11 protein-coding genes and 3 pseudogenes are annotated in these 15497 nt (G+C 34.0%); 1 reads left to right on the top strand and 13 read right to left on the bottom strand.

The genetic code is table 11. The annotated features are described in order from the left end of the window. Positions 1 to 413: 413 nt before the first annotated feature. The 7 genes and pseudogenes from ABXZ36_RS08835 to ABXZ36_RS08865 all read right to left on the bottom strand — a co-directional run bounded on the left by ABXZ36_RS08835 (position 414) and on the right by ABXZ36_RS08865 (position 7267). Positions 414 to 1376: pseudogene (locus ABXZ36_RS08835) on the bottom strand (lipid A deacylase LpxR family protein). A gap of 47 nt (positions 1377 to 1423) precedes the next feature. Further along, a complete protein-coding gene (locus ABXZ36_RS08840; RefSeq protein WP_354615146.1) occupies positions 1424 to 2302 on the bottom strand; it encodes an alpha/beta hydrolase in 879 nt (292 codons plus the stop codon). A gap of 258 nt (positions 2303 to 2560) precedes the next feature. After that, positions 2561 to 3078, bottom strand: a pseudogene (locus ABXZ36_RS08845) (magnesium chelatase subunit ChlI family protein); the annotation flags it as partial. A 39-nt stretch (positions 3079 to 3117) separates the two neighbouring features. Then, complete coding sequence (locus ABXZ36_RS08850) at positions 3118 to 3783, bottom strand: acetyltransferase (RefSeq protein WP_354615147.1); 666 nt, start codon at positions 3781 to 3783, stop codon at positions 3118 to 3120. Between the two features lie 75 nt (positions 3784 to 3858). Then, entirely contained in the window at positions 3859 to 4080 is a 222-nt protein-coding gene (locus ABXZ36_RS08855) for an acyl carrier protein (protein WP_354615148.1), read from the bottom strand. A 1-nt stretch (position 4081) separates the two neighbouring features. Beyond that, on the bottom strand, positions 4082 to 5158 hold the full coding sequence (locus ABXZ36_RS08860) for a ketoacyl-ACP synthase III (RefSeq protein WP_354615149.1): 1077 nt from the start codon (positions 5156 to 5158) through the stop codon (positions 4082 to 4084). Between the two features lie 1059 nt (positions 5159 to 6217). Continuing rightward, positions 6218 to 7267, bottom strand: a complete 1050-nt coding sequence (locus tag ABXZ36_RS08865; RefSeq protein ID WP_354615150.1) for a DUF3667 domain-containing protein — start codon at positions 7265 to 7267, stop codon at positions 6218 to 6220. A gap of 318 nt (positions 7268 to 7585) precedes the next feature. On the opposite strand from ABXZ36_RS08865, the gene ABXZ36_RS08870 reads away from it, so the two are divergent. Next, positions 7586 to 8014 carry a DUF6526 family protein gene (locus ABXZ36_RS08870; RefSeq protein WP_354615151.1) on the top strand — a complete coding sequence of 143 codons (429 nt, stop codon included), beginning with the start codon at positions 7586 to 7588 and terminating at the stop codon, positions 8012 to 8014. Between the two features lie 197 nt (positions 8015 to 8211). On the opposite strand, the pseudogene ABXZ36_RS08875 reads toward ABXZ36_RS08870, so the two are convergent. From ABXZ36_RS08875 to ABXZ36_RS08900, 6 genes and pseudogenes are all read right to left on the bottom strand, one after another. Next, positions 8212 to 8412, bottom strand: a pseudogene (locus ABXZ36_RS08875) (ATP-binding protein); the annotation flags it as partial. After that, positions 8333 to 8500, bottom strand: coding sequence for a hypothetical protein (locus tag ABXZ36_RS08880; protein WP_354615152.1), 168 nt, complete (start codon positions 8498 to 8500; stop codon positions 8333 to 8335). The gene ABXZ36_RS08880 and the pseudogene ABXZ36_RS08875, both read right to left, overlap by 80 nt. Before the next feature lie 437 nt (positions 8501 to 8937). Then, complete coding sequence (locus tag ABXZ36_RS08885) at positions 8938 to 10695, bottom strand: hypothetical protein (RefSeq protein ID WP_354615153.1); 1758 nt, start codon at positions 10693 to 10695, stop codon at positions 8938 to 8940. 11 nt (positions 10696 to 10706) lie between these two features. Beyond that, complete coding sequence (locus ABXZ36_RS08890; RefSeq protein ID WP_354615154.1) at positions 10707 to 11921, bottom strand: DUF4249 domain-containing protein; 1215 nt, start codon at positions 11919 to 11921, stop codon at positions 10707 to 10709. A gap of 15 nt (positions 11922 to 11936) precedes the next feature. Beyond that, positions 11937 to 14708 (bottom strand): TonB-dependent receptor, encoded by a 2772-nt coding sequence (locus tag ABXZ36_RS08895; RefSeq protein WP_354615155.1) that lies wholly within the window; start codon positions 14706 to 14708, stop codon positions 11937 to 11939. After that, a complete protein-coding gene (locus ABXZ36_RS08900; protein ID WP_354615156.1) occupies positions 14705 to 15445 on the bottom strand; it encodes a hypothetical protein in 741 nt (246 codons plus the stop codon). The genes ABXZ36_RS08895 and ABXZ36_RS08900 overlap by 4 nt, the downstream gene beginning before the upstream one ends. Positions 15446 to 15497: the final 52 nt, after the last annotated feature.

Raw genomic sequence — 15497 nt, forward strand, 5'->3', positions numbered from 1 at the left:
TTTCATCTTCTATTAGGTTTCGGCCTTTCATTTTTATCAGATGTGCAAGATAGCTTAATATTCATTCCGAAAATGTCGCTCAAATTAAAAACGCAAAGACTTTTTTATTCAAAAAGATAAGAGATATTTTTTAATCTAAGGTTGTTTCCAAATAATGAATGTCTATTTGCCAAACTGTCAAACGTTTCCCATAATTCAGAAATTATGACTTTTTAACTATTTATTTGTTCATTAAAACCTTATTTCAAAAGTGGAAAAGTCTTGGATAGCAGCACTCAGGCCTCTACTGTTTTAGCAAATATCGTCTCAATAAAATCAACCTAAGCGTTGTATCTATTTCGCAAAAAACGTTAAACACCAATGTAAAATAAGATCTTATACTTATGGATATGATTTTCTAATCCCAATCTAATTTAAAGTGTAAATCCTATCTTAATACCCCCCCATTTATAAGAATCTCCACTTTCAAATTCTCTTGTAATTATGGACCGTGAATATTCAAAATAAAGGGTTTTTGTCTTTAAAACAAGTCCATAGTTTACTTGTCCTGTGAATCGCTCAACATTACCTGGCGAAATAATATATGGGCTCTGCCTATTTAATACTCCGCCTTGTAGCGTAGCATCATAACCAATAACACTTAAAACTGGTTGAGAATACCCATACATTTTAAAATCATTTCTTTCTTGGGTTGATGAAAAAGGAGAATTTATGATTCCGAAGGTGGTATTAACTCCAAAAGAACCGTTTGTAAAAAGGGTACCTACTTTAGCAATCATATTTGCTTGAAGCGAAAACCAATCTCGATATCTAACAAGTTGTTTCTCATAACCTATTTCATAATTAATTACTATATCATTCTTGATTTGATTTTGCCACCCTAAGGGTATTTTGTTTCTAGTAGCTTTATGAATACCTACTTGTAACTCCTTCCCAAAAGCGCCAGGACCAATAATCCCTAAATTGAATGAAGAAGTAAATCGACTGTTTTTTAAATGATTTGTGGCTATTATAAAACTTTTAAGCATAATAGCCGCTGCAAACGGTCTATCTCCAAATTTAATATCTGGAAGTTCATACCTGCTAGGAATATATCCTATATGCTCAACAACTAGACCATGGCGTGTTTAAACCCCTTTAAGTTTGAAAAACAAATGGTTAAAGGGGTTCGTCTTAAAGAAAGGAGAAACTAATTCAAAACTATAGCCTTGAGTATAGTTCTTGTCACTAGAAGCAAAATAATCATTATCATAATTAAACCTAAAGTAGTTGGTACTTTTTATGTCCTTAAAAGATACCAAGTTATCTATTTTTTGAGAAATAGAATTCTGTAAAAATAGAACTGAAATAACACAAACAATAATAATTTCTCTCATACCAGATGTACGAGAAATAGTTACGCTTAGTTTGGTACTCCAAAAACCTATTTCCAAAAAGAATCACTAATAAACTTTAATCCTAGAGGCAAAGACTCCCGCCAAAAAGGCCAAGTGTGCGCTCCATCGCGGACCCTATATTCGTGGGGTATTTGCTTTTCTATAAGTTCTTTATGTAATTGGGAATTTCCTAGAGTAAGAAAATCATCATCCCCACAATCAAAATATATTTTTACTGTTTTTAGCAGCTCTGGATCTTTGGTTTTAACAAGGTGAAGTACATCGTACTCTTTATAGCTTTTATTAATTCTATTTCTACCCGTGGCACCTAACATATCGGGCATTGCTTTTTCTATGTATCCATTCATAGCTTCTTGATCCGAATTGGTCACCGATTCCTCCGTAAATACAGCTGAACTATATGCAGCACAGGCTCCAAAATACGTATCATACTTTAAAGCTAGTTTTAAGGAACCCGCTCCTCCCATGGAGAGACCACTAATTCCTGTATATCGTTTTCCTTTGCGAACACGGTATTGAGTTTCTATAAAAGGCAATAACTCTTTCATAAACATATCTTCAAAGGGATAGGTGCCATCTGTCCTGTTCATATAAAGTCTGTCATCCCCATCGGGCATCACAATAACCATTTTCTGGATATTTCCTTGTTCAATTTCATGATCTACTATGTGCTGCATTCCGCCTTGCTCAATCCAACTTGTTTCGTCACCTGTATACCCGTTTAAAAGATAAACCACTGGATAATGACGTTCAGAAGTTTCATATCCATCTGGTAAGTAGATCGAATATTTTATCTCAGTATTCAAAAGAGCGCTTTTCATACTTAGGCCCTCCATGAGTTTGCTTTGCGCAAAAAAGGTGTTAGCGATAGTAAACAGTAAAAGGAATAGGCAATATTTTTTCATAAAAATTTATATTTAAATTCATTAACCTCCTAAGCCTAAGCCTAATTCAAGTTATACCTTATCCATCGATGTAACTTTAAATGTTTTAAGATAATAAAAGGATTCTACATTGCTTAAAAAAAATGTATTTCTAGGTAGTTGGTCAAGAAATTTCATTTCTCTAAAAAGGACTGGTTGAATATAGTATGCCTTCGTACACGGTTTTTTGATGTTGGTAAGAGCGTAAAAGCATGACACTTTTACCTGCGTGCGATACAACTACCCCAACCAGCCTTCCCTATCTAAGCTCCTGTATTGGATGGCCTCTCCTATAGTAGAACCGATTATTTTCTGGGAATTGTCCAGATCCGCAATGGTTCTCGCCACTTTGAGTATCCTATCATATGCCCTTGCAGAAAGATTAAGGTATTCCATGGCATTTTTCAGCAAGGATTTAGAAACATCGTCCAGTTTGCAATATTGCAGTATGTGTTTGGTGTTCATTTGTGCATTGTAATGTACATTTTCCAGTTCTTCAAAACCCCTAGTCTGCGGTTCACGTGCTTCGGTAACCCTTTTCCGTATGTCTACACTACTCTCTCCTTTTCTATCTTCAGATAGTTTTTCAAAAGGTACCGGGGTAACTTCTATATGAATATCAATGCGATCCAGTAAAGGTCCTGAAATCTTGCTTAAATAGCGTTGTATTTATGCCAGTGACGAGGTAACAGGTACGACTAGATCATTAAAGTGTGCCGGGAACTAGAATTCATAATGACTACCAGAATAAAACTGCTGGTATTAATTAAGAATATAATTGCATAAAAAAAGTGAACCTATGATTTGGCCGGAATTGCAAGAACCTTCTCTTTGAAACGATAGAAGTATGTAGTAGAATCTTTTAGATTTTTATCCACAACCATACCTGCTTGAATAATGTTATTATCTCCCATAATAATTGATGGAATTACCGTTGATCGAATACCAAAATAATTATTATTGCCAATTCTTACATTTCCAGCTATCCCAGCATGAGAAAAGAAATTATTATCCCCTATTACACAATCATGACTTATAAAACTGTGGGAAGTAAGTAGGTTATACTTTCCAATAATTGCATTCTCAAAAATCATGGAATAAGGAAATATGATATTTCCTTCACCGATGTCCATATCATTAGATATGAGTACACTACCATGGAAGAAACTACCTATAGAAGCCTTTTTTTTCAATAATTTATCAATCATTTTAATTCTTAGATCAATATTCATTATTGCGATTAACACCTCTTCATTCGGTCTTGGCTCATATCCATCAATATCACACAATACCGGTGATTTATAATTGTATTTATTATAATATTCGTCGATACTCTTTTCATCTTCAATGTAACCTAAGATACGAATCTTATCATCCTCTTTGACTCTTGAATTATTATCCTCGATATAATATGTCAGTTGCGCGGCACACCCACCTGTACCCAATATAATTACGTTTCTCATAAAACAAATAAAAACTATTAACAGCCATATAAAGCAATTCAATTGATGAACTGGAATAGAACTGCTTATTAAAATTTATACTAATTTCTTACCCTCTATAAGCTTCTTTAATCCGAGTATTGTTTTTACACTTTTAATTTCATTGGCATCTAAAGATGTATTGTATTCATCATAACAAAAAGCTATTATTGATAAAATTGTCATTGAATCCCAAGCATCAAAAGATTCCAATTCGTCATTTAAACTCACCTCATCCACTTCAAGGATTTGGGCAATTGAAGATTCAAATTTATCCATATTATTTCTCTAATTTATGTTCTACTATTTCACAAAAATCTAATTTACCTATAGTCATCACTAATGATGTCCAACTCAAACCAGCACCAAACCCCCCCAAACAAAATAAAAAGGTTTGGTTTAACAATTTAGTTTCCAAATTATATGCAAGGCAGATTGGTATTGTTGCACTGCTTGAGTTTCCGAAATTTCCCACTACATTGTTAGGCATCTTATTATAGGAAATTCCCATTTTGTCCGCCAACTTTTTTAATATAAATTTATTTGGTTGATGAAAAATATAATAATCAATTTCATCCTCTTTTATTCCCGAAATATTCAATAATTTCCGTACCATCAAAGGCACCTCTCTTAGCACAAAATTAAAAACCTTATCCCCTTTCATTGTTAAGTGATCTAAGGCTCTTAAATTACCGTTACTGTCCATAACAGGCTTAGCGGTTTCTTCTGAAGAAGGCATCTTGTAACCCCCTGCAGGTATCATTATAGAATCTATTCCTTTACCATTTGAGTTCCAAGAACCATTTATTACTTTATTCAATGAATCATTTTCTACAATAGTTATAGCTGCGCCGTCTCCAATTAAGGGGCCTAAGCTCCTATCGTTGACTGATACTCTGCTACTTCTTACATCAGCATTCATTACTACAACTTTGTTTATTTCATCTTGTTCTAAAAGCATAAAAGCTTGGTTAAGCCCAACACAATATCCTGCACAGGCTTGATTTATATCCATACATATAATATCCTCTTTCAAATCTAAGCGACCATGAATAACATAACTTGTTCCTGGTACTAGATAATCAGGAGATTGGGTAATTAAGACAATTGCATCTATATCTTCTTTCTTTAAAAGTCCATTGTCAAATAGATGATTCATACCAAAGACGCATAAATCCGATACAGTGGTTCCCTTTTTTACAACCCTTCTCTTTCCGTATCCCATGATTGACTTAAGCTTCATCGATTGACCTTTCGAAAAGGTGTAATTATCGATTTCTTCCTCAAAATTAATTTCAACTTCTGGAAGAATGGCTAGTATTCCGGTAATCTTTTTATTTCTAAATTTTAAATTCATGGGGTATCTAAATATTTCCTCAACCAACTCATCATTGAATATATATTTAACAAACTTCTGTAAGAATTATTTTTTTCAAAATAGAAGACCATTGTTCAAACAATATTGTAACCAAATAAACTGTATCAAAAGGATTGATTATTCCTTAATAACGCAATTTCATAAAATAAATTTCATTTCTAGTCAAATTTCATTAAAAATTACCGGTTAAGAAAGGTTAAGATTGATTTTATATTTTTAAATCCAATGAAATAAAACTTTCTTTAGGCTATTGACATCAAGATTATAAATGTAAGTTTTAAATCTGAAATCATCATTATTTGCAATTTTAAAGAATTCAAAATACTAGATCCTTGTTTTAAAAGCGTGGTAATTTTTTCTAAAAAGTTTTATCATATTCAATTTAGGTGATGAAAAAGTGTTTATTTAAAGAATTACCCTTTAGAATTGATAGAATATTAACATAATATATAATTTTATCCAATAAAACGGGTAGATTGGTAACCATCACTTTTAAACACAAAAAACTTCTAGAAAAATAAAATCTAATTAGTAGATATTACGTTCCAGCTCGCTTCTTTATAATATTGAAAATTGCTTTGATTTTATCAAAAGGAAATTCTTAGGAGCTAAAATGTCAATCTCAATATACCTGCGGCTTAGTTAAGAATATGTGTTTATAACATAATGTTACCCCAACCAACCTTCCCGATCTAAGCTCCTGTATTGGGTGGCTTCAGCTATAAACCCGATTGTGTAAGCCTGAAATACAAAATCAGAGCTACTGCTACTCCATTCAAATCCTTGGTAAGAAATCAAATGAGCCTTATTTATCTTGAGTCCTATGAATTAAATATTTCCGTATCTTGATGAAGAAACCGCCAATCTTTTCCTAACATGATTGCTTTCTTTCGTAAAATCCAGAAAAAACTACTAAATGAAATTAAGTTGAGTAAATATCTACCATATGCTATTAGAGAAATAAAGTGCGTAACCAATAATAAATTGGACCTAATAAAATAGTGAACGTATTATATCCCTTTGGCATTTTGCAAAAACTCAATATAGCATAAAGGCTACCATAATTATTCCTATTGCAGCTACTGGCACAATAATAAGCGTATAGAGAAATGAAATGATACTGGCCTTGAAGAAAGCGCCTAACCATGAACTCCTATAAAAATTTCGTAAGGCAATCATTAGGTAAAGAATAAAAGAGAAGCAAAAAAGCACTTCAATCCAAATGGGAATCTCCCATACTTTATTAACTAAAAGTATAACGCAGAACGTTGTAAACATAAAGGTGAAGAAATAAAAGCTAAATACTAAATGATGCGCAAAGGTGGCCGGTTTCCAATAAAATATTTTAAGAAATACGGCAAAAAGTGGTAAAAGTAGAAACATTGCAATAGGTATTGTATCGTATAATACCTGAATAATACCTCCACCCTGTTGTTCATAAAACTTCAGCATTTGGGTATAGAACCTGCGTCCGAAGGCATTTTTATCTGCCTTCATTCCCATAACCTCTAATTTTTGATTTAATGGTGCACCTGCGGCGATAAGAGAATCCAACAACTTGCGTTCAAAACCAAATGATATGTTTGCTTTCCCCGAATCTGAAGTCATTACCGAATCTAACCCTACTAGTTCTTCGTCGGATAACCCTATAATCTTTTGATTTTTTTTAAGGGCCTTTCTGGCTTCTGTAATATCCAATGAATCTGCATTGACCGCAATAGAATCTATATTTATTTCCTGCTCCAACCCTTTTTTTATTACCTCAGAAACCTCATTATCCGCTTTACGAACAGTAAAGGAAAAAATAAAAAAAAAGACAACTGAGATAAAGAGATAAAACTGTGCAGGATGCAGGTATTTAAGTCGTTTTCCATCAACAAATCGCCGTGCAAGTACCCCTGGCTTTATCATAAGGGTAAGAAAACTCCTAAAGAATCTAGCGTCTATGGAAAAGTAATTTTCTATGGTATTACTAAACAAGACACCAACGGTAAGGTTGTCCGTAGCTTCCATGCCACAATGAGGGCAGTATTCAAAAGATGAATCAAATGTTTGTTCGCAGTTTTTACACTGTTCTGTGGTTGGCATATAAAAGGCTTTATCTAAAAGTACAAAAAGGTAGCATATTAAATACTATTTTTCATGCAGGCGCTTTGTTGTAAGTCACCAACTAATACTTCAAATGATTAACTTCTTTCGAAAAATCCGTAAACAACTTGCAGACGATAACAAGCCTTTAAAGTGCATGAGGTATGCTATTGGAGAGATTGTTCTTGTGGTCATTGGAATATTAATTGCGCTATCAATCAATAATTATAATAACAAAGCCACTCGATAGTTTGATTGGCTTTCTTTATATTAGAAAAGTACTAATTAATAAGATTATCTTTAAATCAAACTAAAAAAATGGAAGAACAGAATTTTAAAAATCATGGTAAACTTGTAAAAGGGTTTCATGGACTCTTGTTTATTGCGATACTAGCTTTATTAATCGGTGCTATAACCAATCTTATTCGTACCAGTATTGATAACCTGTATTTGGCTTCTTTAGTAGTGCTAATCGCTATTATATTTTTAATTATGGCATGGTTTGTACGTAGCTTTCCTTTAAAAGCACAAGACAGGGCCATAAAAGCTGAAGAAAATTTGAGGTATTATGTAATGACAGGCAAACTATTCCCTAAAGAACTAAAAGTAGCCCAAATTATAGCGCTACGTTTTGCGAGTGATGAGGAGTTTTTACCCTTAGTAGAAAAAGCTTTAAAAGAAAACTTAACGAACAAAGAAATAAAAATGCTCATAAAAAATTGGAGGGCAGATGTTTACAGGGTTTAAAATGTAATTACCAACTGTACAAACAATACTCTTTCAAAATTTCGAAAGAGTATTTTATGATCAAACATGCACAGCTCCAGTCCCGATAGCTTGTAGCTGGCGACCGCCTATCAAACTAAACCCTCATACTTGACGGTACGAGCGTCATACTGAAACAAGTTCAGCACAAGCTGCTCGCACTAGCGTTATTTTTATGGAATTTTGCCTGGCTGTGGGTAGGCTCCGCCTTTGACAAGGGCAACATCACTAATAGTATGGTGTGGACTTCGAAAAGGACGCTGATTCATCAACCCCATATTCTTTATTTTACCCACTAAGCTATGAATTTTTGTGGTTTCCAATGCCTCGTGCAGGGTCATGGGCGGTAATATGGAGGGCAAACGTTTGGCCAACATTGTAACCTATGTCCTTGTCTACATTTACCTCAACAGTAATTGTTATAGCCTCCACCCCAAAGACTGCACTTCCATAAATCTTTAACAACATAGGGAATAGTATTTTTTTTAAATATAGTAAATATTCATACAGCATTTAAATAAAGTCCAATTCGCTTTTATATAATCCGCAATTCTAAACTAATGCCTTTTAGGATACTATATACCTTTCAGTACTTTGATATTCAACATGTTTGAAATTTAGTTAAATACGTCATACATACTTGAGTATATAAGAGAATACTGCACCAACCATTTTCTCTATGATCAACCTCTTTCGTAAAATACATAGACGACTCTCCGATCACAACAGGCCATTAAAGCAAATGAGGTAAGCCGTATTACTCAAGAATTGGAATGAAGACAGAAAACAACAAGTAAATACTATTAAATTCCTGAGAAATGTGAAATATGAAGGTGCAGGCGATACGACAGGCCTGCAAGAAAGAGTAGATTATTATACGGAGTTAAATGAGACATTACTTCCAATTATTTAACAAAAAAGGTCTTTCTTAAAGATACGGGAATACCAGATTTTGTGAAACCTTCAAGTGAAATTTCAAATTCACCCAGAATATCAGAACTATAAATTTCTATATGTTGTTCCTTTTTTGTCATTTTAAACTTTGGCAACCAAATTAATTGATATCTGAAATCTGGCAATCGTTTATTATCATCCTTCAGTTCGCCTTCATATGATTGATGGTAATAATTCTTGCTTTCATTGGGCTTAAAAAGCTTGTGGGACAATAAATTATCGGCAAAATAATTTTTAAAAAAGTCCGATTTAAAAGTGGTTACATCTACCACACCCTGAAAGGTAATTGTTCCGTAAAAATGTTGATTTCTAGAGATGTTAATTGACTTTACCTTAGCGGCCGATAAATTTATAAGCCGTTCATGATCTACTATCAGTAAACCGTCTACAAATACCAGAGGTGATTTGCCCGACTCTACATAAGGTGCTATAGGCCGTACATGAAATTCTTGTTTTCCATCTTTGTTTTGTTGGATCCATACATGTTCTATAACCTCCAAAAAGGTTTCCTTAATTGATGGAAATCTGGTATATTCATCTAGAACAAATTCAATGGTACCATTGCCATAAAATCGTTCATTGGGTTTTCCTATTAAAATGGTGTCCGGTTTACTGCTATAGTATGCATTCTCAATTTGATTGTATATACTTCGCTCTTTAATTATCGAATCCATGTTCCTGTCTAATGTAAACGCTTCAAATTTTAAATCAGCCAGGTCTAACTTTTCTTCCGGTTTAAGCTCTATTCTAAACTTTTCCACATCATTGGATAAGACCTGAACAAATATCTCTTCCGCATTGTAATCCTCATTTACATTTATAAAAAACTGCCCTTTTCTATCTGTTGTCACTATCTTGAAAAGATAATCCTCTCCTGGAAATGAAACTGCTATGGCCCTATTTTCAAGGTGAACATCATTCTCTGAGTTTATTAGCTCCCCCATTAAAAGTTCACCTCTCTGTTCTGGTAAAATGAGTTTATCGATGTTATTCTTCTGAGGGTAAACCTTTTGATATTCTTCCGCAGAAGTTTTGCCCTTGGCTTCCAATTCATCAACTTTTCTGACCGAAATTGAATAATTACCTAAACCTTCCATTGTACGAGAAGTTATTTTTATTGAAATGGATTCTCGCGGCGCATAAAATGTTTCATTTAATTCTATTTGAAGGGGTGCATTACCTAAAAAGGTATGGCTGCTATTCCTTCTTACTTTTGACATAAAAACAACGGAGTCGTTCTTGTTTTTGCTTCTAAAAATAGCTTGATCACTGGTATACGGATTTAATATCGTTATATCCTCACTATAAAAATATTCCCTTCCATTATTGAGCATCCATTGCGTATACGCAATCAATTTATAGTTACCGGAAGGAATAGTGGACGGAATGAAAAAATTACTATCCCCAATACCATCCGTTAATTCAATTTTATGGTTTAAAACAACCTCCTTATCCTGGTTTATCAATTTTAGATAAGCAATTTTACTAACATCGCTCAATTGGCCTGTATTATTTTTTAAACAGTAAATCGTGTAATACAGATATTCCCCCACAAAAACAAGACTGGAATTGGCATGTAGGTAAACCTGTTCTTGATTTGGAACCATTAGACCGTTGTTCAAATCCTTGACCGATGTTCCTTGTGAATTCATTTGCAGCATAGCAAAATGAACTAAAATAAGAAGAACTACTTTTATCTTTCCCTCCATATCATTACTTTTTATTCTTCCCAAAAATCAGGAACCAAATTACTGCCATAAAACGTACTATCCCCACACGGGGTCTGTACCATTAAGAATGGCCCATATTCACTAAAGTTGTTGGGATTGGTTTGTTGATCGTAATCTTCTACATATTTAAGGGTTTCCAATTCTATAGCTATTAGCAATGGTGAGGCTCCCGTCTCTGTAATAATAGGGGGAGACACCAAAAAACAATCAGTAGGATATTTTGGTAAATTTTCACCTGGAAAAAAGTCGGTATAGTTAAAGAATATTCTTTTTTCAGAAACAGTACTTACTTGAAAAAAACCGACTACTTCTTCTTCAGGGTTTAAATCGGATTTTATATTGCCCTCTAAAAAACCAGATTGTCTTTGTGAAAAAAGACTTTCTGTACCTGATAGTGCTTCCAAGGTTTCATAATAGGAAAATGCGGCTCTATTCTGCACATATTGCCTTACTAAAATACTATAGCGGTGCGATAGTATATAATTTTCTCTATTAATAAAACGTACTGGAAATTTATTGACACGATCTTCGCCAAATTCCGTAGTATTCTCTTGGATAATGGTATTCGAGAGATTTGTATTATAAGCAACCCGTTCCTCTCTTGTCTTGGCTCTTGTAGCCACTTCCGGATTGGGTAAAGGGGAAACGATGTACGCTTCCTCTGCACTCCAAAAGGGCGCAATTATTTTATATGTTTCTTCATATTCATAACGATAGTACTTGGATTGCCCGGTGGGATCAAAGCTATCTACATAAATGAACATACCTTCCTCTGTACCACCATCCTTAAAACCCCTTGCAGCATACAAGTTGTCCATAGTTGTTTTGGCAGGTACCGATGTCTCCTCCGAAGTATAAATGTTACCATCCGAAGTCTCCACCTTTAGGGTATAGGTTAGCCCCGATACCGCAGCAAATGGACTGTTGGACCAATATTCACCTGGGAAAGTTTCACTAAATCCATAAAAACTGCCATTACTATCAAAAACCGATACCGTTGCAGTACTCACTCCCGTAATTAGATCGGTGTCCAATGGAAACGTTCGGGAAACCTTAATTCGTTGGGTTTCTTCCCAATCTGTAATGGTCGCTTCTATTACCAAAGCACTTTTAAATTCCGTGGCTTCAATTTCGAACGGATCTATACAGTTTAGTAACAAAAGTAAACTAGCACCGCAAAAACCATATTTAATTATTTTTATCAACTTTAACATGTTGTATTAGAACTTAAAATTATAAGTGATTGTTGGAACTGGAATTGAAAATATAGAGCTTTGAAAGGCTTTTAATTCCCCGTTTTCTGTTACAAAGAAAACAGAATACGGATTATTTCTCCCAAGCACATTATATACGGATATGTTCCAAAAACTATGTGCTAATTTTTTAAGCTTATGGTTGCCCTCTATGTTAATCCCAAGGTCCAATCTATAATAATCCGGTATTCTAAACTCATTACGGTTACTATAGACCACATATTCTGAATTATTAAAATTATAGCGTGCTACGGGATAAGTAACAGGTCTTCCCGTCTGATAGGACAAGTTTGCCGAAAGACTATACCTTTTGGTTAACTTATAATTTAAAACCGCACTAAAGTCATGTGGCTTGTCATAATTGGTAGGGAAAAATTCCCCATTATTTACGCGTTCCTCTGCAAATTCACTATCTAATTTTAAAAAGGAACGTGAATAGGTATACCCTAGCCAGCCATTAAGTTTTCCCGAATTTTTACGGATCAAAAATTCCACTCCATATGCCTGGCCATCTCCTTGTAGGGTCTCCGTTTCAATGGTTTCATTCAGTAAAAGCTCTGAACCTACTTTAAAATCCAACAAATTATCGGCCTCCTTATAATAGCCTTCCAAACTTATTTCAAACTGATTACCCTCCAAATTTTTATATAAACCGAGCCCTACTTGTCTTCCTTTTTGGGGCTTTATATTATTATCAGATAGTTTCCATGTGTCGATTGGGCTAATCGTAGTCGTGTTGGATAATCTATGAATATATTGATAGGTACTGTTATAACTGGCTTTTAAAGAGAGGTTAGGACTTAATAAATACCGCGCAGAAAGCCTTACTTCTGGTCCGCCATACGTATCTACAACTTCATTTTTGTCATAAGAAACAGTTTCTACCAATGTTTCCTCGTTCTTTGGCATATTCTCCTCATAAATACGCGCTTCTGTGCGTCCCAACGTTGCGAACATGGAATATCTAAGACCCACATCAATTAATAGTTTATCGTTCACTTTAAAGTTATCCGATACATAAAGTGCTGCCTCTACCGCTTTTTCAGTAGGTATATTTTTGGAATCTACGATAGAACCACTTCCATTAGGCTCTAAATTACCTGGTTGTACGTTATATAATTTTGCAGAAAGACCGTAATCAAATTTATGGGCATTACTATGCAGATAGGTAAATTTAAATTTGGCCTCCGTTTCGTCAACAATAAAGCCTAAATTAAAATTGCTATCTGAATTTCCTTCATAAGCAATATTGAATTTATAATTGCTATTGGCCAAAATTAGACTTCCCGTATTTTTTTCATTGAACTTATGGTCCCATTGAAAGGAAAGTAATCTATTATTATAGCCATATACCGAATCTGATGTAATACTAAAGGCATCATTACTATAATAACCCATAGCTCTTACCGTATTTTTGTCATTGATAACATGGGTATACTTTGCAATAGCATCATAAAAGGAAGCTTTGCTATTATTAAGTGATTCATCCTTTAAAGATCTTAATATCCATCCAGAATAGGTGCCTCTTCCGCCTACTATCAGTCCGGATTTACCTTTCACCACAGGTATTTCCAAAGTCACGTTAGATGTTACGGGGCCAACAGCCATCTCTCCAGATATTTTTTCTGTATTAGCATCTTTGGAAGTAATATCAAAAACAGAGGATAAACGCCCACCATATTCAGCCGGTATACCCCCTTTCAAAATCTTAAGATCTTTAGTGGTAAAAGGATTCAATGCCTGAAAAATACCAAAAAAGTGGGAAGGATTATAAATTACGGCGTTATCTAATAAAATAAGATTTTGATCCGTACTACCGCCCCGTACATTAAACCCTGCTGCGCCTTCACCTGCTGTGGAAATGCCAGGTAGGGTCGTTGCCACCTTTAATACATCCCGTTCGCCAAGTACCAAAGGAATATTCTTGGTTTCCTCTACCACCAACTCGGTACTACCAGATAATGCTTCTTCAACATTCTTGGCGGCATTGGCTTGGACAATAACCTCATCCAAAAATTCTACGCTCTCGTTTAGGTTAAAATTCAACTCACCATCATTAAAAACAATAACTCTTGTAGTGCTTGGCTCTATACCTAGAGAACTTGTTTTGAAAATACTTATTCCCATTGGCACTTCTAATTCATAATATCCATCATCATCTGTGACTGATCCAGAATTTTTTCCGTTTACTATAATAGATAAATTAGAGATTGCTTGACCTTGTTCTGTAGTTTTGGCATAGCCTCTTATGGTATAGTTACTTCGAGTATTTGTTAATTTTTCTTTGCCAATTCTTACTGTTCTGGTAATTGCACTTTTAGTAGAGGCCTCAATATTGGAGAATACTGGATTACTTGAAATTCTAGTATGATTGGTGTTTTCAATGATGGAGTCTACTTGTTTTTTCCCAAAGAAACCTTCTGGTAAATCTTTATAAATAATATTATTCTGGGTCAGAATTATTTTGGAATCATTAAGTACGAAAATGTTTAGATTTGTATCCTCAAAAACCTCTCCTAGAATTTGAACAAGAGTTGCTTTGGTGAAATTACCCGAGTAACTTTTTCCATCTACCCATTTTTTATCAAAGTAAAATGTGACTTCTGCTTCTTTTTCAATGTCTAATAGCAGTTCTAAGATATCCTTATTTTCAAATTCAAAATTAAATACTTTTTCTTTTTCCTGCCCAAAAACGTGAAGTCCTATAAGCAGAATGAGCAATTGTATATATTTTATCATAGATCTTCTCTCACTTTTTCGGAAATAAATGTATCGGCCAATTTGTAAAAGAAACTAGACCAAAAAGTGTCCTGATTGTGTTTTTTTAATACCGGATTAAAATAGTCATTAATAAATTCTTTCTTATCTGGCCATAACCTATTGATGTCTTTTTTAGTTCTTATTTCATGGTATTTTCCTTGGAACTTTATGAAATATTCATCCTCGTGACCAAACTCGAAATACACCGTATTGCCTTTAATTCTTTTAAAGCGTTTCTTTTTATTCTTTTTCAAGAGTGTTATAGGTTCCCTGACCAATAAGAGCTCATAAAAACCAGTCATTTGATTACTACCCTCACTTCTGGCAATATGAACAAAATCATTTTCACCGAGTTTAAAACTTTTAACTTTGGATTTAAATAAAATTAAAGTTGGATAGGGATAGTTATACCCAACATTAAAAAGAAGTTCGTCTGTGTTTAAGTCATATTTTAAAAGCACCTTATCATAAAACTGACCATCGTAGACTATTGATCCTGTTTGGAACTCACTGCTCTTGAAAAATTTATACCTATTATTAATGGTCCTATATTGTTCTATATATTCAAGCCCATTAAAAAGACCGGTATTAAATCTATTTACTTTATCGTCGAACCAGTTATAGAAGTCAGGTTCCTTTTGCGTTATTTGGCCCACCATTGATTTGAAAGAAATCATGGTAAACAATAACAAATAAATTATTGTATTGGTTTTCATAGGGTTGGTAATCCGTTTAAAAATAGCAAAAATAAAAGGGGAATCGAAATAT

Source organism: Sediminicola arcticus (genome assembly GCF_040566695.1).
In the GTDB taxonomy this organism is placed as follows: domain Bacteria; phylum Bacteroidota; class Bacteroidia; order Flavobacteriales; family Flavobacteriaceae; genus Sediminicola; species Sediminicola arcticus.